Annotated in this window: 19 protein-coding genes, 1 pseudogene and 1 riboswitch; of the genes and pseudogenes, 7 read left to right on the top strand and 13 right to left on the bottom strand. The window is 67.0% G+C overall.

Going from position 1 to position 23982, the window contains the following annotated elements; all coding sequences use genetic code 11:
• Positions 1–528 precede the first annotated feature (528 nt).
• A complete protein-coding gene (locus QZ853_RS11360) occupies positions 529–2493 on the top strand; it encodes a M2 family metallopeptidase (RefSeq protein ID WP_295573129.1) in 1965 nt (654 codons plus the stop codon).
• Positions 2494–2575: 82 nt separating this feature from the next.
• Here the strand turns inward: QZ853_RS11360 and QZ853_RS11355 are convergent, their stop codons facing one another.
• The 3 genes from QZ853_RS11355 to QZ853_RS11345 form a co-directional block, all read right to left on the bottom strand.
• A complete protein-coding gene (locus QZ853_RS11355; protein WP_295573126.1) occupies positions 2576–2968 on the bottom strand; it encodes a hypothetical protein in 393 nt (130 codons plus the stop codon).
• A gap of 70 nt (positions 2969–3038) precedes the next feature.
• Positions 3039–3935 (bottom strand): siderophore-interacting protein, encoded by an 897-nt coding sequence (locus QZ853_RS11350; RefSeq protein WP_295573123.1) that lies wholly within the window; start codon positions 3933–3935, stop codon positions 3039–3041.
• Positions 3936–4077: 142 nt separating this feature from the next.
• Positions 4078–5304, bottom strand: a complete 1227-nt coding sequence (locus tag QZ853_RS11345) for a multidrug effflux MFS transporter (protein ID WP_295573121.1) — start codon at positions 5302–5304, stop codon at positions 4078–4080.
• Between the two features lie 300 nt (positions 5305–5604).
• Positions 5605–5707: riboswitch (glycine riboswitch) on the top strand.
• A gap of 61 nt (positions 5708–5768) precedes the next feature.
• Here QZ853_RS11345 and gcvP point away from each other — a divergent pair.
• Positions 5769–8636 (top strand): aminomethyl-transferring glycine dehydrogenase, encoded by a 2868-nt coding sequence (gene gcvP, locus QZ853_RS11340; protein WP_295573119.1) that lies wholly within the window; start codon positions 5769–5771, stop codon positions 8634–8636.
• A 92-nt stretch (positions 8637–8728) separates the two neighbouring features.
• On the opposite strand, the gene QZ853_RS11335 is transcribed toward gcvP, so the two are convergent.
• The 3 genes from QZ853_RS11335 to QZ853_RS11325 form a co-directional block, all read right to left on the bottom strand.
• Positions 8729–9139: a VOC family protein gene (locus QZ853_RS11335; protein WP_295573117.1), complete on the bottom strand. Its 411-nt coding sequence runs from the start codon at positions 9137–9139 to the stop codon at positions 8729–8731.
• Positions 9140–9317: 178 nt separating this feature from the next.
• Positions 9318–10685, bottom strand: a complete 1368-nt coding sequence (locus QZ853_RS11330; protein ID WP_295573115.1) for an amino acid permease — start codon at positions 10683–10685, stop codon at positions 9318–9320.
• Between the two features lie 82 nt (positions 10686–10767).
• A complete protein-coding gene (locus tag QZ853_RS11325) occupies positions 10768–11490 on the bottom strand; it encodes an AraC family transcriptional regulator (RefSeq protein ID WP_014038112.1) in 723 nt (240 codons plus the stop codon).
• A 116-nt stretch (positions 11491–11606) separates the two neighbouring features.
• Between QZ853_RS11325 and QZ853_RS11320 the strand changes: the two genes are divergently transcribed.
• Positions 11607–13697: a catalase gene (locus tag QZ853_RS11320; RefSeq protein WP_249843212.1), complete on the top strand. Its 2091-nt coding sequence runs from the start codon at positions 11607–11609 to the stop codon at positions 13695–13697.
• A gap of 23 nt (positions 13698–13720) precedes the next feature.
• Positions 13721–14146 carry a hypothetical protein gene (locus QZ853_RS11315; protein WP_295573113.1) on the top strand — a complete coding sequence of 142 codons (426 nt, stop codon included), beginning with the start codon at positions 13721–13723 and terminating at the stop codon, positions 14144–14146.
• A 9-nt stretch (positions 14147–14155) separates the two neighbouring features.
• On the opposite strand, the pseudogene QZ853_RS20575 reads toward QZ853_RS11315, so the two are convergent.
• Positions 14156–14248: pseudogene (locus tag QZ853_RS20575) on the bottom strand (alpha/beta hydrolase); the annotation flags it as partial.
• A gap of 48 nt (positions 14249–14296) precedes the next feature.
• Positions 14297–16420: a methyl-accepting chemotaxis protein gene (locus tag QZ853_RS11310; RefSeq protein ID WP_295573111.1), complete on the bottom strand. Its 2124-nt coding sequence runs from the start codon at positions 16418–16420 to the stop codon at positions 14297–14299.
• 236 nt (positions 16421–16656) lie between these two features.
• Here QZ853_RS11310 and QZ853_RS11305 point away from each other — a divergent pair, with 236 nt between their 5' ends.
• Together QZ853_RS11305 and QZ853_RS11300 are read left to right on the top strand one after the other, a co-directional pair.
• A complete protein-coding gene (locus QZ853_RS11305) occupies positions 16657–17616 on the top strand; it encodes a L,D-transpeptidase family protein (RefSeq protein WP_295573109.1) in 960 nt (319 codons plus the stop codon).
• A gap of 4 nt (positions 17617–17620) precedes the next feature.
• Complete coding sequence (locus QZ853_RS11300) at positions 17621–18277, top strand: M23 family metallopeptidase (protein WP_295573107.1); 657 nt, start codon at positions 17621–17623, stop codon at positions 18275–18277.
• On the opposite strand, the gene QZ853_RS11295 is transcribed toward QZ853_RS11300, so the two are convergent.
• From QZ853_RS11295 to hflK, 5 genes are all read right to left on the bottom strand, one after another.
• On the bottom strand, positions 18207–18869 hold the full coding sequence (locus tag QZ853_RS11295) for a hypothetical protein (RefSeq protein WP_295573105.1): 663 nt from the start codon (positions 18867–18869) through the stop codon (positions 18207–18209). The genes QZ853_RS11300 and QZ853_RS11295 overlap by 71 nt on opposite strands.
• A 127-nt stretch (positions 18870–18996) precedes the next feature.
• Positions 18997–20289: an adenylosuccinate synthase gene (locus QZ853_RS11290; protein ID WP_005410639.1), complete on the bottom strand. Its 1293-nt coding sequence runs from the start codon at positions 20287–20289 to the stop codon at positions 18997–18999.
• Between the two features lie 266 nt (positions 20290–20555).
• On the bottom strand, positions 20556–20741 hold the full coding sequence (locus QZ853_RS11285) for a DUF2065 family protein (RefSeq protein ID WP_295573102.1): 186 nt from the start codon (positions 20739–20741) through the stop codon (positions 20556–20558).
• Between the two features lie 67 nt (positions 20742–20808).
• Positions 20809–21672 (bottom strand): protease modulator HflC, encoded by an 864-nt coding sequence (locus QZ853_RS11280; protein WP_010482785.1) that lies wholly within the window; start codon positions 21670–21672, stop codon positions 20809–20811.
• Positions 21669–22802 (bottom strand): FtsH protease activity modulator HflK, encoded by a 1134-nt coding sequence (hflK, locus tag QZ853_RS11275; protein ID WP_295573100.1) that lies wholly within the window; start codon positions 22800–22802, stop codon positions 21669–21671. The genes QZ853_RS11280 and hflK overlap by 4 nt, the downstream gene beginning before the upstream one ends.
• Positions 22803–22955: 153 nt before the next feature.
• On the opposite strand from hflK, the gene QZ853_RS11270 reads away from it, so the two are divergent.
• Positions 22956–23951: a YhdH/YhfP family quinone oxidoreductase gene (locus QZ853_RS11270; RefSeq protein ID WP_295573096.1), complete on the top strand. Its 996-nt coding sequence runs from the start codon at positions 22956–22958 to the stop codon at positions 23949–23951.
• Positions 23952–23982 lie beyond the last annotated feature (31 nt).

Raw genomic sequence — 23982 nt, 5'->3', positions numbered from 1 at the left:
AAAAGCTGGCATCCCGTGGGTTGGCGGGGTGGGTCCGGTTGCGGGGGACACTGCAAGTACGTCCATGTAAGCTCGGTCGCCGCATCCATGCGGCTCACGCCCCCTCAACCGGACCCACCCCGCCTTCGACAGTTTTCCGCGATCTGCTGGAATGACCTTGGGGTCAGATCCGTTTTCCGGAGGAAAACGGATCTGACCCCATTTTGATTGTCGATACCTGACAGATGTGTCGACCAAGGTCGACACCTACCCACAGCACACGGAATCTGTCGGAGGTGGGGAGGTGTGGGCTTGCAGGACCGTCGGCGCCATGGATGGCGCCATCGAGCCCCCATGGACGGGTTTACGGCGTGTCCTGCAAGCCCACACCGCCCCGCCAAACCATGGAATCGTTGCTTTTGAAGTTGACGTTGCCCTTGCTTGACGGCCTCTGCGGGTGCCGGGCGCCGCCCGGCCGACTTCCGCCACTTGCGGTGACAGCGACTGCCCACTAGCCTTCGGCCGTCGTTCACCACCCAAGGACCGCCCGTGAAACACCGTCATCTCCTGCTGGCCTCGGCAATCGCCGCCGCCACGCTGGCCCTGGTCGCCTGCAAGAAGGAACCCACCCCAGGCACCGATACCGCCAGCAGCAGCGCCCCGGCCGGCGAAACCGCGGACCAGTTCGTGGCCCGCATCAATGCCGAATTCAAGGCCGCCTACCCGGAGATGACCTCGGCGCAGTGGCTGTCCTCCACCTACATCAACAGTGATTCGGAACGCATCGCGGCCAAGGCCAACGAGCGCTCGCTGACCCAGCTCAACAGCTGGATCGAACAGGCCGCCAGATTCGATGGCAAGCCGATGAGCGAGGACAGCAAGCGCGCCATCCACCTGCTGAAGCTGATGTCCTCGATGCCGGCGCCGCGCGACCCGGCCAAGCTGGCCGAGCTGACCCAGATCGCCACCCGCATGGAAGGCAGCTACGGTGCCGGCAAGTACTGCACCGATGCCAATGATCCGAACTCCTGCCGCCAGCTCGGCGAGCTGGAGCAGGTGCTGGCGCGCAGCCGCGACTACGACAAGCAGCTCGATGCATGGCAGGGTTGGCACAGCACTACCAAGAGCATGCGTGGCGACTACCAGAAGTTTGTCGGCCTGGTGAACGAAGGCGCCAAGGGCATGGGCTTCACCGATGCCGGGCAGATGTGGCGCAGCGGCTATGACATGCCGCCGGAGCAGATCGGCCCGGAAACCGACCGCCTGTGGGAGCAGGTCAAGCCGATGTACGAGCAGCTGCACTGCTACGCACGCGGCAAGCTGGACAAGACTTACGGCAAGGACAAGGCCGAAGTGGGCAACGGCCTGATCGCCGCGCACCTGCTCGGCAACATGTGGCAGCAGGACTGGTCAAACCTGTGGGACCAGCTGGAACCGTACCCCGGTGCCGGCAGCCTGGACATCACCGCCGCGCTGGAAAAGCAGTACCAGGCCAACTTGAGCGCCGCGCTGGCCAAGGCCGGCAAGGACGCCAACGTCGCCGCGCAGTACAAGGCGCAGCGCGAAGCCGAACTGCGCACTGCCAAGCAGATGACCGAGCGCGCACAGGACTTCTACGTGTCGTTGGGCATGCCGTCGCTGCCGCAGTCGTACTGGGACAAGACCCAGTTCATCAAGCCCGATGACCGCGACGTGGTCTGCCACGCCAGCGCCTGGGACATGAACATGGAAGGCGATGTCCGTACCAAGATGTGCATCAAGCCGAACGAAGAGAACTTCACCACCATCTACCACGAGCTGGGCCACATCTATTACGACCTGGCCTACAACCCGCTGCCGCCGCTGTTCCAGGGCGGTGCCAACGATGGCTTCCATGAAGCGATCGGCGACACCATCGTGCTGGCGATGACGCCCAAGTACCTCAGCTCGATCGGCCTGGTCGATGCGCCGACCGAGAGCCGTGAGGCGGTCATCAACAACCAGATGCGCATGGCGCTGTCGGGCGTGTCGTTCCTGCCGTTCGGGCTGATGATCGATCGCTGGCGCTGGGGCGTGTTCGACGGTTCGATCACCGCCGACAACTACAACAAGGCATGGTGGGACCTGAAGGCCAAGTACCAGGGCGTGGCCCCGGCCAGCACCCGTGGCGAAGAATTCTTCGATCCGGGCGCGAAGTACCACGTGCCGGGCAACACCCCGTACACCCGCTACTTCCTGGCGCGCATCCTGCAGTTCCAGTTCTACAAGGGCCTGTGCGACGCGTCCGGCTACAAGGGCCCGCTGCATGAGTGCACCTTCTACGGCAACAAGGAAGCCGGGCAGAAGTACTGGGCGATGCTGAGCAAGGGTGCCAGCCAGCCGTGGCAGGCCACGCTGAAGGAACTGACCGGCACCGACAAGCTCGATGCCGGCCCGATGATCGAGTACTTCACGCCGGTCAACGAGTGGCTGAAGCAGCAGAACGAAGGCCAGATGTGCGGCTGGCAGGCCAACGCGGCGCCGGCGGCGAAATGAAAGAAGGGGCGGGTCCGCGAGGATCCGCCCCTTCTTCGTGTTGTAGAGCCGAGCATGGCTCGGCTCCACATATTGGGCGCAATCAGCTGTTCTTCTTCGCGGCGATCGCTACAGCCAGCTCGGCCTTGAATTCCTCGAAGGTCTGGCCCTTCTCCCTGGCTTCGGCCTGTGCGGCATCGCGCAGTGCGTCGGAGTACACCAGGCGTACCGGCGTGCCCTTGCGTTCGTGCAGCTCACCGGCCTGCATGATCAGCGCAAGCACCTGCGCAGCGCTCTCGCTGTGGCCGGCTATGCGGCCATCCATGCCCAGCACCCATTCGCCGTCGCGACGCACGACACCGGCCAGCAGGGTGCGCTGTGCATCGCGCAGTTCCGCATGCGGCTCCACCGGCGAGGCCTGGGCAGCGGCTTTGTTGGCGGCCTGCTTTTCCTGGCGACGGCGCTGGTCGCGGCGGGTCTTGGAGCTGGTGGACATGGTGCGGTACCGCTGCGAAAGGGGGGCGCAAGGATAGCGCACCCCGCCCGCCACGCTGCTTCACGCCCTTTCAGTCCAGCACTTTGCCGTGCCGCCAGTAGCCCATGAAGGTGATCGCGCGGCGGTCCAGCCCGCAGTCGCGGACCAGATGGCGACGGATCGCCATCACCGCCCCAGCCTCGCCTGCCACCCAGGCATACAGCGGCCCGGCGGCGCTGGCATCGGCCTGCTCCCACAGGATCTGCGCGTCGACATCGATCTCCTCCAGTTCGTCACCGGCGAACACCGCCGAGGCCGCCGCCAGCCGCGCCTGGACTGCCTGCAGCAGTGGCCGGCCGTGGGCCGCCTGACCACGCGGCAACCAGACCAGTTCGGCCGTGGCCGGCGCCTTCAGCGGCACCGCGTCGCCGGCCTGCGCCACTTCCAGAAGCGCCAGCGTGGATGGTGGATCGGCCAGCGCGGCCAGTTCCTCGAGGATGCCGGCCACTGCCGGCAGCGCGGTTTCGTCGGCGACCAGCAGCACCTGGCCGACACCTGCCGGCGGCTTCCATTCCCAGCCTTCGCTGCTGTCCGCACAGTCGGCATCGGGGGCCAGCAGCACCACGCGGTCGCCCGGCCGCGCGTGGATGGCCCAGCGCGAAGCCGGCCCGTTTTCGCCATGCAGGACGAAATCCACGTCAACCTCGCACTGTTCCGCGCGCAACTGCCGGATCGTGTAGGTCCGCATCGGCGGGCGCTGGTCGTCCGGCAGGGCCCGATAACGCCGGTACCAGTCCTCGCCGCGGGGCACCTGCGGTACGTCCTGGCCGGGCAAGGGGAAGAACACCTTGATGCGCTGGTCCGGGCCTTCGGTCTTCATCCGTGCCACGTCGGCACCGGTGAACACCATGCGGTCCAGGGAAGGGGAAAGAACGCGGCGCTCCTTCAGCGCCACCTCGAACAGGCGGTAGGTCTGCTGCGCAGCCATGGGGGAACCTCATGCGACGACATCGGATCGGCTGGCTGTCGTGCATCCACGCACTGGCTGGCTGGAGTCTCCAGCCTATCCCGGTCGCCGGCCGTCGCAAGCGTTGCGGGCATCACGGCCCCGCCCTACCCCTGCGTGCTGTTCAATGGCCAGTGCAGACTGCCTGCGCCGCGCGCTCGCGGTGATGTTCCCAGTACCAGAACACGAAGCCGGCAGCAAAGAATGCGGCCTGGCCCAGCGCCAGGTGCAGCGGGCTGGCACTGAGCAGCGGCGACACCACGCCGGCCACCACAGTACTGATCATCAGCTGCACGAACGCCTGCAGGGACGAGGCCAGGCCACGCTGGTGCGGGTACATGTCCAGCACCGCCAGTGCCAGGATCGGGAAGATCAGCGCCATGCCCATGCCGCCCAGGAAGATCGGCAGCACCGCCCACGGCAGCACGAACTGCGGCGACAGCGCCACGTAGCCGACATTCAGCAGCACCGACAACGCGCACAGGCCGAATCCAATGGATACCTGGCGGGTGGGCGTGGTGTGCCCAGCCATGCGCCCGGACAGGAACGAGCCGGTGGTCATGCCGCCGATAGTGGGAATGAACAGCCAAGCGAAGCCACCCTCGCCCAGGTGCAGGTGCTGCATCACGAACACCGGCGCCGAGGAGATGTACAGGAAAATGCCACCGAAGCCGATGCTGCCGGCCAGCGCCAGGCGCAGGAAGCGCGGGTTGAAACCGATGCGCACGTAATCGCGCAGCAGCACGCGCGGCGACAACGGCAGCCGCGCCTCGACCGGGTGGGTTTCCGGCAGGAAACGCGCGGTGGCGGCCAGCAGCACCAGCCCGAACACCACCAGGAACCAGAAGATCAGCGGCCAGCCGGCGCCGCTGAGCAGGATCCAGCCGCCGATGATCGGCGCGATCGCCGGGGCGATGCCGAACAGCATCGACACCTGGCTCATCAGCCGCTGTGCGTCATGGCCGTGGTACAGGTCGCGGATCACCGCGCGGCCGACGATCATGCCCACGCCTGCCGACAGGCCCTGAAGCGCGCGGAAAGCCAGCAGCGTGCTCAGGTCGGTGGACAGCGCGCAGCCGACCGAGGCGCCGACGAACACCGCCAGGCCACCGAGGATCACCCGCTTGCGGCCCCAGGCATCGGACAGCGGGCCGTGCGCCAGGCTCATCAGGCCGTAGAACAGCAGGTACACGCTGATGGTCTGCTGCACCGCCACCTCGTCCACCGCCAGGCGCTGGGCCAGCTGCGGGAACGCCGGGAAGATGGTGTCGATGGAGAACGGGCCGAACATGGCCAGGCCGGCAAGCAGCAGGGCCATGCGGCGGGTGGAGGGAGCAACAGCGGCGGTCATGGAGAAGGCGTCCGGCAGGGCCATGCGGGGCACGCACGGCGGGCGCCCGTCCCGCTGCAACGGGGAGGGCGCCAGATGAATTCGGGTATCCCCCCATCATAGGTGGGGATTGCGCCCGATGCCATGCAGCGGTGCACAAAACGCACGGCCGGGCCATCGGCCATTCAGCCGCAGCGGGTGGGTCCGGAGTCGGCCGGCGGGCCCGCAACGGGCTATAATCGGTGGGCAACACGGTGGGAGAAGCGGAACACCGCTGCCGAAGGCGCAACGCCCGTAATCGCTCAGGCCCGATACCACCCGTAACAGAACTCTGGAGAGACCGGTTCGATCCGGCGCCGAAGGGGCACGAAGCTGCGGTTTTCCGCGCTTTTAAACTCTCAGGCAAAAGGACAGAGGGGCGCCCGCAGACCGCCGACCGGCGGCTTGTGCCCGTGCGTGTGCCCTTTCCTGACGGATCCTTCGCCATGTCCCAGAACACCCCTTCCCTGCGTGAGCTCGAGCACCATTCGGCGTTCGTCGAGCGCCACATCGGCCCCAACGATGCCGAGATCGCGCAGATGCTCGGCGTCATCGGCCACGCATCGCTGGATGCGATGACCGATGCCATCGTCCCGGCCAAGATCAAGTCGCCGGCACCGCTGGCACTGCCGGAGTCGATCACCGAAGTGCAGGCGCTGGCGAAGATCCGCGCGATCGCCGACAAGAACACCGTGCTGCGCAGCTTCATCGGCCAGGGCTACTACGGTACCCACACGCCGAACGTGATCCTGCGCAACATCCTGGAAAACCCGGCCTGGTACACCGCCTACACCCCGTACCAGGCGGAAATCTCGCAGGGCCGCATGGAAGCGCTGATCAACTTCCAGACCCTGTGCGCCGACCTGACCGGCATGGAAATCGCCAACGCTTCGCTGCTGGACGAAGCCACCGCCGCTGCTGAAGCGATGACCCTGGCCAAGCGTTCGGCCAAGTCGAAGTCGGATGTGTTCTTCGTGCACGACGCCGTGCACCCGCAGACCCTGGAACTGCTGCGCACGCGCGCCGAGCCCATGGGCATCGTGCTGCGCGTCGGCACCCCGGCCGAAGCGCTGGAAGCGGAAGCCTTCGGCCTGCTGCTGCAGTACCCGGATACCTTCGGCCAGGTCGGCGACTACAAGGCGCTGGTCGAAGCCGTGCACGCACGCGGCGGCCTGGTGGCCGTGGCCACCGACCTGCTGGCACTGACCCTGCTGGCCGCCCCGGGCGAATGGGGCGCAGACATCGTGGTCGGCAACAGCCAGCGTTTCGGCGTGCCGTTCGGCTTCGGTGGCCCGCACGCGGCCTTCATGGCCTGCCGTGACGCCTACAAGCGCTCGATGCCGGGCCGCCTGATCGGCGTCTCGGTGGATGCCCAGGGCAACCCGGCCTACCGCCTGACCCTGCAGACCCGCGAGCAGCACATTCGCCGCGAGAAGGCCACCTCCAACATCTGTACCGCGCAGGTACTGCTGGCGGTGATGGCCTCGATGTACGCCGTCTACCACGGCCCGGAAGGCCTCACCCGCATCGCCCGCCGCACCCACCGCCTGGCCTCGATCCTGGCCGCGGCGCTGCGCAACGCCGGCGTGCAGGTCGGTGGCGACTTCTTCGACACCCTGCACGTGACCGGCGTGCATGCCGATGAGATCCACGCCAAGGCGCGCGCCGCCGGCTACAACCTGCGTGCGATCGACAATGACTCGGTCGGCATCAGCCTGGACGAAACCGCCACCCGTGCCGATGTGGTCGCGCTGGCTGCGGTGTTCGGTGCGCAGGCCGACATTGATGTACTGGACGCCAGCACCGCCGACGCGCTGCCGGCCGGCCTGCTGCGCCAGTCCGCGTTCCTGACCCACCCGGTGTTCAACACCCACCACAGCGAGCACGAACTGCTGCGCTACCTGCGTTCGCTGGCCGACAAGGACCTGGCGATGGACCGCACGATGATCCCGCTGGGCTCGTGCACCATGAAGCTCAACGCCACCGCAGAGATGATCCCGGTGACCTGGCCGGAGTTCTCGCAGATCCATCCGCTGGTACCGGCCGACCAGGCGCTGGGCTACAAGGAACTGATCGATTCGCTGGAAGCGATGCTGGTCGAATGCACCGGCTACGATGCGGTCAGCCTGCAGCCGAACTCCGGCGCACAGGGCGAGTACGCCGGCCTGCTGGCGATCCGCGCCTACCACCGCTCGCGCGGTGAAGGCCACCGCGACATCTGCCTGATCCCGGATTCGGCGCACGGCACCAACCCGGCTTCGGCGCAGATGTGCGGCATGAAGGTGGTGGTGACCAAGACCGACGCCAACGGCAACGTCGACGTCGAAGACATCCGCCTCAATGCCGAGAAGTACAGCGACCGCCTGGCCGCGATCATGATGACCTACCCGTCCACGCACGGCGTGTTCGAGGAGGAGGTGGTTGAGATCTGCGAGATCATCCACCAGCACGGCGGCCAGGTGTACACCGACGGCGCCAATATGAACGCCCTGGTCGGCGTGGCCAAGCCGGGCAAGTGGGGTTCGGACGTTTCGCACCTGAACCTGCACAAGACCTTCTGCATTCCGCACGGCGGCGGCGGCCCGGGCGTTGGCCCGTGCGCGGTCAAGGAGCACCTGGCCCCGTTCCTGCCGGGCAAGCTGGGTGACAACGGTCCGGTCGGCATGGTCAGTGCGGCCAGCTTCGGCAGTGCCTCGATCCTGCCGATCAGCTGGATGTACATCGCGATGATGGGCCGCGAGGGCCTGCGCAAGGCCACCCAGGTCGCGCAGCTCAACGCCAACTACATCGCCAAGCGCCTGGCCCCGCACTTCAAGACCCTGTACACCGGCCGCAACGGCCTGGTCGCGCACGAGTGCATCCTCGACGTGCGTCCGCTGGAGAAGACCAGTGGCATCGGCGCCGAAGACGTGGCCAAGCGCCTGATCGACTTCGGCTTCCACGCCCCGACCCTGAGCTTCCCGGTCGCCGGCACGCTGATGGTCGAGCCGACCGAGAGCGAATCGCTGCACGAGCTGGATCGCTTCATCAGCGCGATGATCCAGATCCGCGAAGAGATCACCGCGATCGAAGACGGCCGCCTGGACCGCGAGGACAACCCGCTGAAGAATGCGCCGCATACTGCGACCTCGGTGACCGCCAGCGAGTGGACCCACGCCTACCCGCGCGAGCTGGCCGCCTTCCCGCTGGCCAGCCTGAAGCAGAGCAAGTACTGGCCGCCGGTGGCACGCGTGGACAACGTGTACGGCGACAAGAACGTGATGTGCGCCTGCATCCCGGTCGATGCCTACAAGGATGATGAAGTCGAGGCGTGATTCCTCGCTCCATCGGAAACAGGAACGGCCCGCGCAAGCGGGCCGTTTTCATGAGGCCGTGTGGGCCAAGGTCCACACCGACGAACATCCGGTCACGGGTCCGGCATCTGCCCCAGGCTCAATTGCCACGACACGCCGAAGCGGTCCTGCACCCAGCCATAGCGGTTGCTGAAATCATAGTCGCCCACCGGCATCAGCCAGTGCCCGCCCTCGCCCAGCACGCGCGCGGCGCGCTCGAACTGCTCGGCACCGGAACACTCGACGAACAGCGAGATCGACGGGGTAAAGGTGAAGTCGTGCACGTCCAGGCTGTCGAAGCACAGGTAGTGGGTGCCGCCGAGCAGGAAAACGGCCTGGCGCACCTGCCCCGGTACGCCGGCTCCAGCGCCCTCCGGGTGACGCTGCAGGGCCAGCAGGCGGAAATCGGCGAAGGCTTCGGCGTACACGGCCAGGGCGGCCTCGGCCTGGCCGGTGAACATCAGGAAGGGGCGACTGCGCAGCATGCGGTACTCCTGGTCGACGGGCCGATGACGGCCTGCCTGCACAGTGCCACGCGGAGTGTGTGCCTGTTGTAGAGCCGAGCCCATGCTCGGCTGGCGACCACGCAAAGCAGCCGGCCATAGGGGCGGCGCTACAGGACATTCGGCGACGGCAGCCGACCCCAGGGCCGGCTTTACCCAATCACGCCTCGCGCATACGCCGTGCGATGGCACTGCCAGCCGCGATCGTGGCGGTCAATGCCACCATCGACAGGAACTGCAGGCGGGTATGCGCCTCGCTCAGCAGCAGGCCGAAGATCAGCGCCAGGATCGCCAGCGCGCATACCGTCAGCCAAGGGAAACCGGCCATGCGGAACGGCAGGCGGGTACCGAGGCGATCGGCGCGGCGGCGCAGCACCAGCTGCGAGACCAGCGACAGCGTCCATACCAGCAGACAGGTGGAACCGACAATGTTGAGCAGCACCGGCAGTACCCGGTCCGGGAACAGCAGTTCCATCACCGTGGCGGCGAATCCGAACAGCACGCTGGCAAGAACGGCGATCACCGGCACCTGGCGCGGATCAGTCCAGCCCAGCACGGCGGGCGCTTCACGACGCTGCGCCAGCGAATACATCATTCGCGAGGCGCCATAGAGGTTGGCGTTGAGTGCCGACAGCAGCGCGATCACCGCGATCAGGGTGATGGCGGTGCCCGCACCCGGAATACGGGCGATATCCAGCACCGCCGCGAACGGTGACTTCAGCGCCTCGCTGGTCCAGGGCACCACGGCGATGATCACGCCCAGCGAGCCGATGTAGAACACCAGGATGCGCCAGGCCACGGTGCGGATGGCGCGGGCAATGCTGCGTTCGGGGTCTTCGGTCTCGGCCGCGGCCACGGCCACGATCTCGGTGCCACCGAAGGCGAACACCACCACCAGCAGCGCTGCACCGATGCCGGCCAGGCCCTTCGGCGCGAAGCCGCCGTGTTCGGTGAAGTTGCTCAGGCCCGGGGAGGTCACCTGCGGCAACCAGCCCATCAGCAGCGCCACGCCGATCGCAATGAACGCCAGAATCGCCACCACCTTGAGGATGGCGAACCAGAATTCGAACTCGCCGAAGTTCTTCACCCCGAGCAGGTTGATCGCGGTGAAGAACAGCATGAAGGCCAGCGCCGCCATCGGCACCGGTATCGCCGGCCAGACGGTGGCCAGCAGCCCGGCCGCCCCCACCGCCTCGGCGGCGATCACGATCACCAGCTGCACCCACCACAACCAGCCGACGGTAGCGCCCGCAGTGGCGCCCATGGCATCGGCGGCATACACCGAGAACGCACCGCTGGTCGGTTTGGCCGCCGCCATCTCGCCCAGGGCGTTCATCACGATGATGACCAGCGCGCCGGCCACAAGATAGGACACCAGCACCGCCGGACCGGCCGCCTGCACGCCCACACCCGAGCCGAGGAACAGGCCGGCGCCGATGGCACTGCCCAGGCCCATCATGATCAGCTGGCGGGGCTTGAGCGAGTGTCCGAGGCGGGACGGCGAAGCGGTCGGAATCGAGTTGGGCATCGGCGGGGCTGGCGGCGGGCTACAGGGGCGACACCTTACCCTGTCCCATGCCCGCGGGGATAGGCACAGCGCAGCAGGCGGCTCACGCCAGTGCGGGCTCGCCGACGTTGCCACCAATACGGGCGCGGTAGGCGCGCGGCGAGAAACCGGTTTCAGCCTTGAACTTGCGGGTAAAGGCGCTCTGGTCGCTGAAACCGCAGGCCTGGCCGATGCAGGCGATGCTGTCGTCGCCATGCAGCAGGTGCATGGCCATCTGGATCCGCAGCCGGGTCAGCACCTGCTGCGGGGTCATCTGGAACACCTTGCGGAAACTGCGCTCCAGCTTCGACAGCGAGAAGCCGGTGATGTCCAGCAGGGTCTGCATGCGCACGTTCTCGGCATAGTGCGCGTTGAGGTGGGCCAGCGCCAACCTCAGCTGCTCGTACTGGGTGCCGAGGCTGTCCTTCTGGCCGAGGTCGCGGGAAATGCCGATCAACCCCTCGATGGCCCCATCGACCACCAGCGGGCGCTTGCAGGTCAGGCACCAGCCCGGTTCGCGGTTGGCGAACAGATGCAGCTCCATCAGGTTCTCGATCACCTCGCCGGACAACACGCGCGCGTCCTGGTCAACGTAGTCTGCGCTGAGCCCGGTCGGGTAGATCTCGGCCGCGGTGCGCCCGATCACGTCCTTGCGCGCGCGCAGGCCCAGCCGCCGCAGCATGGTCTGGTTGACGTGGGTGTAGCGCCCCTGGCGGTCCTTGATGAAGAACAGCACGTCCGGAATGGCGTCGAACAGGGCTTCGATGTCGGCGGGCTCGACTCGCATGCGGCAAGCATACCCGAGCCTGCTTTTGCCCGTACGTTCACCCGCGGCGGACCCTGGGTTAACGGCCATGGGGCGACTGTTTAGTCTTTCTTTGTCCTTCGATCCCGGAGCTCCCGATGGCCGCCAGCAAGCAGACCGGCAAGCGCGCACCCACCCCGTCCCCCAGCCAGCGCCGCGGCGAAGGCGACGAACTGCATCTGCACGCCGGCGGCACGCACCCGCCCATGACCACCGCCCAGGGCATCCCGGTTGCCGACAACCAGAATTCGCTGCGCCAGGGGCCACGCGGCCCCACCCTGCTGGAAGATTTCATCCTGCGCGAGAAGATCACCCACTTCGACCATGAGCGCATTCCCGAGCGCATCGTGCACGCGCGCGGCAGCGCCGCCCATGGCTACTTTCAGTTGACCCGGTCGCTGGGCAAGTACACCCGCGCCCGCGTGCTCACCGAGGTGGGCACGAAGACGCCTGTGTTCACCCGCTTTTCCACCGTGGCCGGCGGCGCCGGTTCGGTCGACACCCCGCGTGACGTGCGCGGCTTCGCGGTGAAGTTCTACACGCCGGAAGGCAACTGGGACCTGGTGGGCAACAACATCCCGGTCTTCTTCATCCAGGACGCGATGAAATTCCCCGACCTGGTGCACGCGGTGAAGATGGAACCGGACCGCGCCTTCCCCCAAGCGGCCAGCGCGCACGACACGTTCTGGGATTTCATTTCGCTGATGCCCGAGTCGATGCACATGATCATGTGGGCGATGAGCGACCGCGCCATTCCGCGGTCCCTGCGCATGATAGAAGGCTTCGGCGTGCACAGCTTCCGCCTGTTGAACGAGGCCGGCGATTCCACCTTCGTCAAGTTCCACTGGCGGCCGAAACTGGGCATCCAGTCCACCGTCTGGGACGAAGCGCTGAAGCTGCAGGCCGCCGACAATGACTTCCACCGTCGCGACCTGTTCGAGGCCATCCAGCGCGGCGACTTCCCCGAATGGGAACTGGCCGTGCAGCTGTTCAGCGAGGAAGACGCCGAAGCGTTCCCGTTCGACCACCTGGACCCGACCAAGATCATTCCCGAATCGCTGGTGCCGCTGCAGGTGATCGGCAGGATGGTGCTGGACCGCTGGCCGGACAATTTCTTCGCCGAAACCGAGCAGGTGGCATTCTGCCCGGCCAACGTGCCGCCGGGCATCGACTTCAGCAACGACCCGCTGCTGCAGGGGCGCCTGTTCTCGTATCTGGATACGCAGCTGATCCGGCTGGGCGGCCCGAACTTCCACCAGATTCCGGTCAATGCGCCCAAGTGCCCCTTCGCCAACCACCAGCGCGATGGGCACATGCAGATGCAGGTGCCGAAGGGGCGCGTGGCGTATGACCCCAGTTCGTTGGAAGACGACAGCCCGCGCGAGACGCAGGCTGGTTTCCGCAGCCACGCCACGGCCGACGACGGACGCAAGGGGCGCACCCGTGCAGAGAGCTTCGCCGACCATTACAGCCAGGCGCGGGCGTTCTTCCGCAGCCTGGAAAAGCCCGAGCAGGCACACCTCGCCTCGGCGCTGGTGTTCGAATTGTCGAAGGTGGAAACGCTGAAGGTGCGCGTGCGTACGATCAGCCATCTGCGCAACATCGATGAATCGCTGGCCAAGCGCGTGGCCGACGGACTGGCGCTGGCAGACCTGCCCGAACCCGCGCCGACCGCAACGCCGGCACGCGACATGCCCGCCATTCCCGAAGTGCGCATCATCGGCCGTACCAAGGACACGCTGCAGGGGCGCTGCATCGGCATCCTGTTCGACGAAGGCTCGGATGCGGGGTTGATCGCCAGCCTGCGCAAGGCCGCGCAGAAGGCCGGCGCCGAGGTGAAGCTGGTCGCGCCGAAGGTGGGCGGCGCGCGCCTGAGCGATGGCAAGGTGCAGGCCGCCGACGGCCAGTTGGCCGGCACGCCGTCCGTGCTGTTCGATGCGGTGGCGGTGGTGCTCAGCGCAGACGCCGCCAAAGGGCTGGTCAAGGAAGCGGCCGCGGTGGAGTTCGTCAGCCATGCCTGGGCCCATCTTAAGGCGATCGCCTGCGATGCGGGTGGCCAGGCGCTGTTGAAGGCCGCGCGCGTGGGCAACGATGCCGGCATCGTCGAGGCCGAGGACGCCAAGGGTTTCCTGGCTGCCGCGGCCACCCGCCAGTGGGCGCGCGAACCCAAGCTGCGCCTGCTGGCCTGAATCATCCTTCCCGGAGAAACGACATGTCCCAGGGTGACAAATCTGCCTACACCGACAAGCAGAAGCGCCAGGCCGAACATATCGAGGAAAGCGAGCGCGCGCGCGGCGCGAGTGAAAGCACAGCCGAGCGCATCGCCTGGGCCACCGTCAACAAGCAGGATGGCGGTGGCAAGCGCAGTGGCAGTGGCCGCAAGGGCGCGAAGAAGGCGACCAGCAAGAAGGCTGCCAAAAAGTCGCCTGCCAGGAAGTCGGCCACAAAGAAGGCCGCAGCCAAGACGACGGCGGCGAAGAAGGCACCTGCGAAGAAGACGACAGTCAAGAAGGCGGCGGCAAAGAAGACACCGGCTCGCAAGACAGCCACCAAGAAAGCCGCAAAGAAGACCGCGGCGAAGAAGACCGTGCGCAAGGTGGCAGCGAAGAAAGCCGCGCGCACCCGCGCGCGCGGCTGAGCACATCGTTCAACGCGGCAACGTCCTCATCCACGCGGCCACTTCGGCTGCAGCTGCGTCAGCAAGGATCTGTAGCAGTGGATGCTGCTCTTCCAGCGAAATACGGCCGCTCAAGGCGGCCGTACTCCTGTCGCCACACCGGCAGCCGGCTCAGGCTGCGCGGCGGGACACAGCAGGAACCGGTGCACCTTCCAGCTGAAACACCGACACCGACGTGGTCAGTGCATGCGCCTGCTCTTCCAGCGCGCGGCTGGCGGCGGTGGCTTCTTCCACCAACGCCGCGTTCTGCTGGGTCACCTGGTCCATCTGCACCACCACCTGGTTGACTTGTTCGATACCGGCTGCCTGCTCCTTGCTCGCCGCTGCAATGTCGCTCATCAGCTGGGTGGTGCGCGAGCTGGCCTGGGCTACGCGTGCGATCGCGGCTTCCGATTCAACGGTCACTGCCAGGCCACTTTTCACCTTGGCAGCGGCGTCTTCGATCAGCTCCTTGATCTCCTTGGCGGCGACACCGGCGCGCTGCGCGAGCGTGCGTACTTCGCTGGCGACCACGGCAAAGCCACGGCCCTGCTCGCCTGCACGCGCGGCTTCCACTGCAGCATTCAGCGCCAGGATGTTGGTCTGGAACGCGATGCCGTCGATAACGGTGGAGATTTCCGAGATGCGTGCCGAGGACTGATCGATCTCACCCATCACCGACGCCATCTGTGCCATCGCCTGCTCGGTCTCGCGCACGGCGGCACCGGCGGCATGCGCTTCGCTGTCGGCCTGTCGCGCCAGCTCGGCGTTCTGGCGCACGGTCGAGGTCAGTTCCTCCATCGACGCCGCGGCTTCTTCCAGGTTGGCCGCCTGCTGCTCGGTGCGGCGCGACAGGTCGTTGTTGCCGGCGGCCAGTTCCTGCGCCGCGTTGTTGATGCTGTCGGCAGCCACCTGGATGCCACGCACGATGCCGGTCAGCTGTGCGGTGGTGGTGTTGGCGTCGTCACGCATGCGCGCGAACACACCGTCGTACTCGCCGTCCATGCGCGCGGTCAGGTCACCGTGCGAGATCGCGCGCAGCACGTCGGAAACATCGGCGATGCTGGCCTGCGAACTGGCCATCATGCCGTTGAGGTGCTCGACCATCGCCTTGAACTGGTACTGGAACGCAGCGGCATCGCCACGCAGGCTGAAATCGCCGGCGCGAGCGGCGCGGGCCAGTTCATCGATCTGCGCGTTGATCGCCATCAGGCTCTGCTTCACAGCGGCCAGGGTGCGGGTCAGCGTGCCCTTCTCGCCCGGGTAATCCGGCAGGTCGCGGCTGAGGTCGCCGATGGCGTAGCGCTGCATCACCTCGGCCATCAGCAGTTCCACCTGCACGTGCGATTCGACCAGGCTGTTGGTGGCCTGCACCATGCGGCCGAAGTCGCCCGGGAATGCACCGGCGTCCATGCGATAGCGGATCGCCCCGGCTTCGTGCTGCTCGGCCATCTGCAGCTGCGCGCCGATGGCCGCCTGCACGCTCTGCCGCACGCTGGCCATCGCCTCACCCAGCTGGGTCAGTTCGTCACGGCCGCCCAGACGGAACTCCTGGTCCAGCTGGCCCTTGGACAGGCGCTCAGCCAGGTTCACCGCGCGGGCCAGCGGGCCGGTCAGGCTGCGGCCGATCATCACCGAGGCACCGATACCGACCAGCAGCGCAACGCCGCCCAGCACCAGCAGCTGCAGCAGGCTTCGCTCACCCAGGCGGATCGCTTCGGCGGCCGCTTCACGGCTTTCCTTCTCTTCGAAGTCCACGCCATCGGACAGCGCCTTGTTCCAGCCATTGGCCGCTTCCTGCACCGGGCCCAGGGTCAGCGCCACGGCGCCGGGATAGTCGCCGTGCTCCATCAGTTCGCTGGTCTGCTTGTTGAGCGGGCGCGCGATGGCCCGCTTGGCCGCGATGGTTTCCGCGATGGCCTTGCCATCGGCGTCGCTGGGCAGCGCCTGGTAGGCGGTCCAGCTGGCCTCGTAGCGCTTGACCAGATCGGCGATGCGCTGCTCATCGTGGCCCCGGTCATCGCCCTGGCGGATCAGCATCTCGCGCCGCACCACCATCATCTGGTTGTTGGCATCGAGCATCTGCGACAAAAGACGCACCTTGGCCACGCTGATATCGACCACCTGCTGCATCGCGCGCTTCTGCACGACACTGGCGGTGGCGCCGGTGGCTACCACGGCGGCAACCAGCAGCAGCAACAGGCCAAAGCCCAGCCCAAGACGCCAGGCAACCCTGACGTTCCTCAAGTAATTCATTGGGGGTATCCAAAACGGGGGGATGCGCCCGTATCGGCCGCGCCACCGGCAATCTTGATCGGCAACGCGCACGGGCGTCGGCAGCCGTTCACCTTGGTGAGGCCCCGTCCCGTACCGCTGCGACAAGGGCCTGGGCCACACCAGGGCTGCCCTGCTCATGCCGGCATCAGGTTGCTTTCACGGAGGCTGCGCAGCCTCTGCGGGCAGGGTGGAGCTGCCATCTGCCGGAGATCTCCATGCCCGTACGCCGCCCCGCCCTGCTCGCCCTGTCCTTGCTGGTGTCGCCCGCCTTCGCGCAGGTGCCGCCGCCGGCCCACCTGCCGGAACCCATTGCCGAGAAGGCCGGACCGGATACCGCGACCCGTTCGCCGCTGCACGCGCAGGTGCTTCTCGATCGTGCCAATTTCTCCCCGGGGGAGATCGATGGTGAAGTCGGCAGCAACCAGCGCCGCGCTGTGGCCGGCTTCCAGGCCGCCCACGGCCTGACGGCGAGCGGAGAGCTGGACGACATCACCTGGAAGGCCCTGCAGGCCGATACGGTCGTGCCACTGGCCAGCCACACGCTCACCGCTGAGGACGTGGCAGGGCCATTCGTCGCCGTTCCAAAGACGCCCGCAGCGCAGGCAAAGCTGAAGGCGCTGGGCTACAGCAGCGTCGAGGAATCACTCGGCGAGCGCTTCCATGCCTCGCCGGCATTGCTGAAAGCACTCAATCCCGGCGTTGATCTGGCCAAGGCTGGCAACCGCATCCAGGTACCCAACATCGCGCCTGCGGCATTGCCGAAGGCGGCGAAGATCGTGGTCGACAAGTCCGATTCCACCCTGCAGTTGCTCGATGCGCAGGACAAGGTGATCGCACAGGTGCCAGTGTCGTCCGGCAGCCAGCATGATCCGCTGCCAATCGGTGAATGGAAAATTCTCGGCGTGTATCGTGACCCGCCGTTCCACTACAATCCCAAGCTGTTCTGGGATGCGCGCAAGGGCGACAAGAAGGCTACGCTGCCGCCCGGTCCGAACAACCCGGTGGGCCGGGTCTGGATCGATCTGTCCAAACCCCACTATGGCCTGCACGGAACGCCGGTACCCAGCCATGTCGGCAAGACCGAATCGCATGGCTGCGTGCGCATGACCAACTGGGATGCGCTGCGCGTGGCCGATGCGGTGGATACCTCCGTCCCCGTGGTGATGCAGGAGTAAGCCAATGCGTCTTTCGCAGCTGATCGTGCTGGGCGTGCTGCTGGGCGTGGCACTGGGCTGGTGGCTGCGCCGCGATGCCGCCGAACCCACGGCGGCGTCCTCGCCAGCAAAGCCCCCCACCGAGGCGGCAACGCCGACGGCGGAAGCGACCACACCGAGCGCGCCGCTGCCGGCCAGCCTGGACGCAGCACCGGGCGGTCTGCTGCTGCCGGTGCAGGGCGTACTGCCCTCGCAGTTGCGCGACACCTTCACCGATGCCCGCAGCGAAGGACGCGTACACGATGCCATCGACATCATGGCCGATGCCGGAACGCCGGTGCTGGCCGTGGCCGATGGCACGGTGGAAAAACTGTTTGACAGCAAGCGCGGTGGGCTGACGATCTACCAGTTCGAGCCCAGCGGACGCTGGTGCTACTACTACGCGCACCTGCAGCGCTATGCCGATGGCCTGGCCGAAAAGCAGGTGATCAAGCGCGGTGAGGTGATCGGCTATGTAGGCAGCACCGGCAATGCCAGTGCCGACGCGCCGCACCTGCACTTCGAGGTGCACGTGCTGGGGCCGGAGAAGCAGTGGTGGAAGGGGGAATCGATCAACCCCTATCCCCTGCTGAAGTCGGCGGCGCTGATGCCCGGTGCCGCGAGCGCCGCAACACCAGAGTAAAGACGGCCAACGCGACCCCTGGAATCAGCAGGAACAGCGCCGCCATCTTCCAGAAGAAGAACGGCCACAACCAGATGTAATCCAGGTCGGTCAGCTTCAGCAGGTCCAGCGGTGGCTGCAGGTCCACCGAGGCCGCACGGCCGGCCAGAGCCGGGTCCACCTCCAGCACGGTTACCCGCAGCCATGAACGGCCGCGCGGCAATGCATCGCCGCGGCCATAGCCGAAGTAGGGCGCCGTGAGGCCGCTGGATTTAACCGATGCCAGCCTGCGGTTGATGCCCTGCCCGGCCACGCCCGAACGCTCTCCCGCGCGGAAGTCTCCATGATCGGAGGGAGTATCGATGCGCAGCAGAACTTCAGGGTCAGCCTGAGTACCGTCCGCGGCATAGCGCAGTCGCAGCCGCAGTTGGTCATCGATGAAGCGGTAGACGGTGACCTCGGCCGTCGCGCCCGGGCTCAGCAGCAGCGGCAGGGTCTGGGTGCGCGAGGCCAGATGATTGGCGATGGCGCCCAGCGCCAGCACCACGCAGGCGACGCCCCACAGGCTCCACAACACCCACAGGGTGATCCGCACCACGGTCTCGCCTTTCACGCTGGCATCCTGGTCATCGCTTCGCTTCATCGCCGGCCCCGCCGACACAGTAACGAAAAAGCCCCGCTTTCGCGGGGCTTCTTCTTTCAGCGACGCCGGGCGTGGCCCGGCGCTACCAGTCACGCCCTCAGGCGAACGGATCCTGCAGGACCATGGTGTGGTCGCGGTCCGGGCCGGTGGAGACGATGCTGATCGGGCAACCGGCCAGCTCTTCCAGCGAACGCAGGTAGGCACGGGCGGCCGGCGGCAGGTCGTCCCAGTTGGTGATGCCGTGGGTGTTCTCGCTCCAGCCGGGGAACTCCAGGTACACCGGGGTGCACTCTTCCCATCCCTGCGCGTCCAGCGGCGCGTACTCGGTGCGCTTGCCGTTGTATTCGTAGGCGATGCAGACCTTCAGCTTTTCCATGCCATCGAGCACGTCCAGCTTGGTGATGCACAGGCCGCTGATGCCGTTGATGGCCACGGCACGCTTCAGCGCGACGATGTCCATCCAGCCGCAGCGACGCGGACGGCCGGTCGAGGCACCGTACTCGGCGCCGCGGTCACGGATGCCCTGGCCGACTTCGTCGTCCAGCTCGGTCGGGAACGGGCCGCCGCCGACGCGGGTGGCGTAGGCCTTGGCGATGCCCAGCACGTAGTCGATCGAATCGGCGCCGACGCCCGACCCGGCCAGCGCACCACCGACGGTGGTGTTGGAACTGGTGACGTACGGGTAAGTGCCGTGGTCGATGTCCAGCAGTGCGCCCTGAGCGCCTTCGAACAGCACGCGCTTGCCCTGCTTGCGCAGGTCGTGCAGGATGCCGGCCACGTCGGACTTCATCGGCTGCACGTACTCACCGAACGCCAGCGCTTCGTCGAAGGTCTTCTGGAAGTCGACCGCGTCGGTGTTGAGGTACTTGGTCAGCACGAAGTTGTGGTAGTCCAGCGCGGTGCGCAGGAGTTCTTCCAGCTGCTTCGGGTAGTGCAGGTCGGCGATGCGGATGCCACGGCGCGCCACCTTGTCTTCGTAGGCCGGGCCGATGCCACGACCGGTGGTGCCGATCGCCTTGCCACCGGCAGCGCGTTCGCGCGCCTGGTCCAGGGCAATGTGGTACGGCATGATCAGCGGCGCGGCCGGCGAGATCTTCAGGCGCGAACGCACTTCCACGCCGGAGGCTTCCAGCTCGGCGATTTCCTTCTGCAGCGCGGCCGGCGAGATCACCACGCCGTTGCCGATCAGGCACAGCGCATCGTCGCGCAGGATGCCCGACGGGATCAGGTGCAGGACGGTCTTCTTGCCGTTGATGACCAGGGTGTGGCCGGCATTGTGGCCGCCCTGGAAGCGCACCACGGCGCCGATTTCCTCAGTGAGCAGATCAACGATCTTGCCCTTGCCTTCATCGCCCCACTGGGCACCCAACACTACGACAGACTGACCCATGACGGGCTCCTCGATTTTGTTGCGGCCATCGGGGCCGCGGACGGGTAAACCGTGGCAGGGCTGGCCAGCACCTGGAGGGCGGCTCCAAACGGGGAGCTGCCGGCGATGGAAGGCCCAGACACGGAAAAAGCCGAACGGGGGAGGCCCGTCCGGCTTTTGTGCATTATCCGGGTTTCCAGGGTCCGGTGCCACCTTTCCGGCGGGCGGCTTTACCGGCCGGTCAGCCGCCCCGCCCGGTCGTGCCGGCCAGCGGGCGGCCCCCCCTCTCAATGGCGGGCCCACCACAGCAGGCTCAGGCCGGCCAGCAGCACCAGCCCGCCGAAGCTGCGCAGCGCCGGGCTGGGCAGGTCCAGCAGGCGCTCGGCCATGCGCTTCCAGGCGAACGGGGCGACGAACAGGAACAGGCCTTCCAGCACCGCCACCAGGCACAGGGCAGCGAACAGATCTTTCATGGGGAACTCCGGAAAAAGCACGGGGCCCGGCATCTGGCCGGGCCCCGTGGGGTATTGCCCTGCGACCTCAGCGGTCGTTCTTCAGGTACTGCAGGAACGGGTCGTTCTTGTCCAGCACGATCACGCCGTTGCCGTCGGTCATGGAGCCACGGTAGGCCTCCAGGCTGCGATAGAACGCGTAGAACGACGGGTCGGCCGAGCCGGCCTTGCCGTAGATCCGGGCGGCATCGGCATCGCCTTCACCGCGCAGGCGCTGGGCATCACGCTCGGCTTCGGCGATCAGCACGGTGCTGTCACGGTCGGCCTGGGCGCGGATGGTGAGCGACTGCTCCTCGCCCTCCGCACGCAGCTTGGCGGCTTCCTGCTTGCGCTGGGCGCGCATGCGCTCGTACACGTCGTTGATCACCTGGCTGTCGGTCGGCAGGTCCACCTGCTTGATGCGCAGGTCGATCATCTGCATGCCCAAGCCGGCAACGGCTTCGTTGATCCCCTTCAGCTGCTCGGCGATCAGCTCGCTGCGGTCGCCGGACACCAGCTGCTGCAGGGTGCGCGAGTTGATCTGGTTGCGCAGCGAGTCGGTGATGATCGGTGCCAGGCGGGCATTGGCGATACGCGGATCGCCACCAGTGGCACGGAAGTAGTCACCCACGTTGGAGATGTAACCGATGGCGAAGAAGTCGACGCTGACGTCCTTCTGCTCGGCGGTGAAGTAACGCGCCGGGGCGGTGTCTAGCACCTGGAAGCGGCGGTCGAAGACCTTCACCGTCTCCACCACCGGCACCTTGAAGTGCAGGCCCGGCTTGATATCCGAACGCACCACCTTGCCCAGGTTCAGCACCATGGCAGTCTGGTCCTCACGGACCACGTATACCGAGCCGAGCAGGCCCAGCACTACCGCCACGATCACGGCGATCCAGATTGGACTCTTCATCGGCTGCCCTCCTCACGGCCGCTCGGTCGCCCGGTCGGGCGGCCCACCGGCCGGCCCGGATCACGGGACTGTTCCACCGCCGTACCCGGCAGCGACGGCATCACCACCTCCGGGTTGGTGACGCCGGGCGGGGCCGACGTGGTGGGACGGGTATCGCCGGTCATCGGCACGTAGATCAGCTGGCGGCCATCGCCGCCGATCACCTTGCGGTTCTCGCTCAGCACCTGCTGCACGGTCTCCAGCCACAGGCGCTTGCGGGTCACTTCCGGGGCGTCCTTGTACTGGGCCTGCAACAGGCTGAAGCGCTGCGCGTCACCCTCGGCTTTGGACACCACGGCCTGCTTGTAGCCTTCGGCGGTGGTACGGGCGCGCGAGGCCTGGCCACGGGCTTCCGGCACGACCTTGGCGGCGTAGGCCTGGGCTTCGTTGATCAGGCGTTCCTTGACCTGCTGGGCGCCGTTGACCTCGTCAAAGGCCGGCTTCACTTCTTCCGGCGGACGGGCGTCCTGCAGGGTCAGGCCGGTCACGGTCAGGCCGGTCTTGAACGCCTTCAGCAACGCCTGCAGGCGCTCCTCGGCGGCCACGGCCAGCGGACCACGGTTGTTCAGCACGGCGTTGAGGTCGGCGCGGCCGACTTCCTCACGCACCGCGCTCTGCGCCGACTGCTCCAGCACCTGGTTGGCATCCACGGTCCCGAACAGGTACTGCTGCGGGTCGTCGATGCGGTACTGGACATTCAGCGAGACATTGACGATGTTCTCGTCGCGGGTCAGCACCGGCACCTGGATCGAGAACGTCTTGATCTCGGTGGCGTTGACCTTGGTGACCGATTCGATCGGCCACGGCAGCTTGAAGTTCGGGCCCGGCTGCAGGATGCGCGAGAACTGGCCGAAGCGCAGCACGACGCCACGCTGCTGTTCGCCGATCAGCTGGAAGCTGGAGAACAGCACCAGCAACACCACGGCCGCCACGATCCAACGCACGATGCCGCCGTCGAACAGGTCCTTCAGCGGCCCGGGCAGTCCGCCCCAGCCTCCACCATTGCCACCGCCGCGCGACCCGAACGGCCCGCGTCGATTGTCCTCGGGGCCTTGTCCGCCCTTGTTGCCGCCGGGTGTATTCCAGGCCATGCACGCTCCATCAAGATTTGGGCTGCGGCGCGGGCCCTTCCCGCACCACCAGCCGTGAAACCATCACCGATCATACAAGATGGGGCGGATCGGCAGGATCGAAAGGGCCCCGAGCGGGTAAGGTGGCGTTTTCCTCGAAGTCAGGCAACGCCGATGGCCCCCACCACCCCGTTTACCGCCTTCCGCATCGAAAACGACGATGCCGGCTACCGCAGCGGCCTGGCCCAGCTCGGCCTGGACGACCTCAACCCCGGCCAGGTGCTGATCCGCGCCCAGTGGTCGTCGGTCAACTACAAGGACGCGCTGGCCGGCACTGGCAAGGGCCGGATTCTGCGCCGCTTCCCGCTGGTGGGCGGTATCGACGTGGCGGGCACCGTGGTCGCCAGCACCGACCCGGCCTGGCGTGAAGGCGATGCCGTGCTGGCCACCGGCTGCGGCCTCAGCGAGACGCGCGACGGCGGCTACAGCCAGTACGTGCGGCTGGAATCGAGCGCGGTGATCGCGCAGCCTGCCGGGTTGACCCCGCGTGAGGCGATGGTGCTGGGCACCGCCGGCTTCACCGCAGCGCTCGCACTGCTGCGCATGCAGGACAACCGGCAGACCCCGGACCTCGGTCCGCTGGCGGTGACCGGGGCCAGCGGCGGCGTAGGTGCGCTGGCGCTGTCGATCTTCAGCCGTGCCGGTTACGCGGTGCACGCGATCAGCGGCAAACCCGAACAGGCCGACTTCCTGCGCAGCATTGGCGCCGCCGAGGTGCTGCCGCGCGACGCTCTGGCCGATACCAGCCCGCTGCAGTCGGCACGCTTCGGCGGTGGCTTGGACAATGCCGGCGGCAGCCTGCTGGCCAGCCTGCTGGCGCAGACCGTGCCCTACGGTAGCGTGGTCAGCGCCGGCCTGGCCGCCAGCCCGGCGCTGGACGTGACGGTGATGCCGTTCATCCTGCGCGGCGTCTCGCTGCTGGGCGTATCCTCGGCCAATGCGCCGCGCAGGCTGCGCGAAGAGGTGTGGGCACGCCTGGGCAATGCGTGGAAGCCGCAGCACCTGGAACGCATCTGCACCGCCGAGATCGGCCTGGATGGCCTGCACAGCGTTTTCGAGCGGATGCTGGCCGGTGGATCGCTGGGTCGCACCGTGGTGCGGATCGACTGAACGTCGCAGGCAGGCGACGGACGGCAGGGCC

It is taken from the genome of uncultured Stenotrophomonas sp. (assembly GCF_913778665.1).
Classification (GTDB): Bacteria; Pseudomonadota; Gammaproteobacteria; order Xanthomonadales; family Xanthomonadaceae; genus Stenotrophomonas.
This window is presented reverse-complemented; position numbering and strand designations above follow the sequence as displayed.

Coding starts and splice junctions, on each gene's coding strand:
- QZ853_RS11355 (WP_295573126.1), bottom strand. CDS start 2,968: ATGTCCACCAGCTCCAAGACCCGCCGCGACCAGCGCCGTCGCCAGGAA.
- QZ853_RS11350 (WP_295573123.1), bottom strand. CDS start 3,935: ATGGCTGCGCAGCAGACCTACCGCCTGTTCGAGGTGGCGCTGAAGGAG.
- QZ853_RS11345 (WP_295573121.1), bottom strand. CDS start 5,304: ATGACCGCCGCTGTTGCTCCCTCCACCCGCCGCATGGCCCTGCTGCTT.
- gcvP (WP_295573119.1), top strand. CDS start 5,769: ATGTCCCAGAACACCCCTTCCCTGCGTGAGCTCGAGCACCATTCGGCG.
- QZ853_RS11335 (WP_295573117.1), bottom strand. CDS start 9,139: ATGCTGCGCAGTCGCCCCTTCCTGATGTTCACCGGCCAGGCCGAGGCC.
- QZ853_RS11330 (WP_295573115.1), bottom strand. CDS start 10,685: ATGCCCAACTCGATTCCGACCGCTTCGCCGTCCCGCCTCGGACACTCG.
- QZ853_RS11325 (WP_014038112.1), bottom strand. CDS start 11,490: ATGCGAGTCGAGCCCGCCGACATCGAAGCCCTGTTCGACGCCATTCCG.
- QZ853_RS11320 (WP_249843212.1), top strand. CDS start 11,607: ATGGCCGCCAGCAAGCAGACCGGCAAGCGCGCACCCACCCCGTCCCCC.
- QZ853_RS11315 (WP_295573113.1), top strand. CDS start 13,721: ATGTCCCAGGGTGACAAATCTGCCTACACCGACAAGCAGAAGCGCCAG.
- QZ853_RS11310 (WP_295573111.1), bottom strand. CDS start 16,420: ATGAATTACTTGAGGAACGTCAGGGTTGCCTGGCGTCTTGGGCTGGGC.
- QZ853_RS11305 (WP_295573109.1), top strand. CDS start 16,657: ATGCCCGTACGCCGCCCCGCCCTGCTCGCCCTGTCCTTGCTGGTGTCG.
- QZ853_RS11300 (WP_295573107.1), top strand. CDS start 17,621: ATGCGTCTTTCGCAGCTGATCGTGCTGGGCGTGCTGCTGGGCGTGGCA.
- QZ853_RS11290 (WP_005410639.1), bottom strand. CDS start 20,289: ATGGGTCAGTCTGTCGTAGTGTTGGGTGCCCAGTGGGGCGATGAAGGC.
- QZ853_RS11285 (WP_295573102.1), bottom strand. CDS start 20,741: ATGAAAGATCTGTTCGCTGCCCTGTGCCTGGTGGCGGTGCTGGAAGGC.
- QZ853_RS11280 (WP_010482785.1), bottom strand. CDS start 21,672: ATGAAGAGTCCAATCTGGATCGCCGTGATCGTGGCGGTAGTGCTGGGC.
- hflK (WP_295573100.1), bottom strand. CDS start 22,802: ATGGCCTGGAATACACCCGGCGGCAACAAGGGCGGACAAGGCCCCGAG.
- QZ853_RS11270 (WP_295573096.1), top strand. CDS start 22,956: ATGGCCCCCACCACCCCGTTTACCGCCTTCCGCATCGAAAACGACGAT.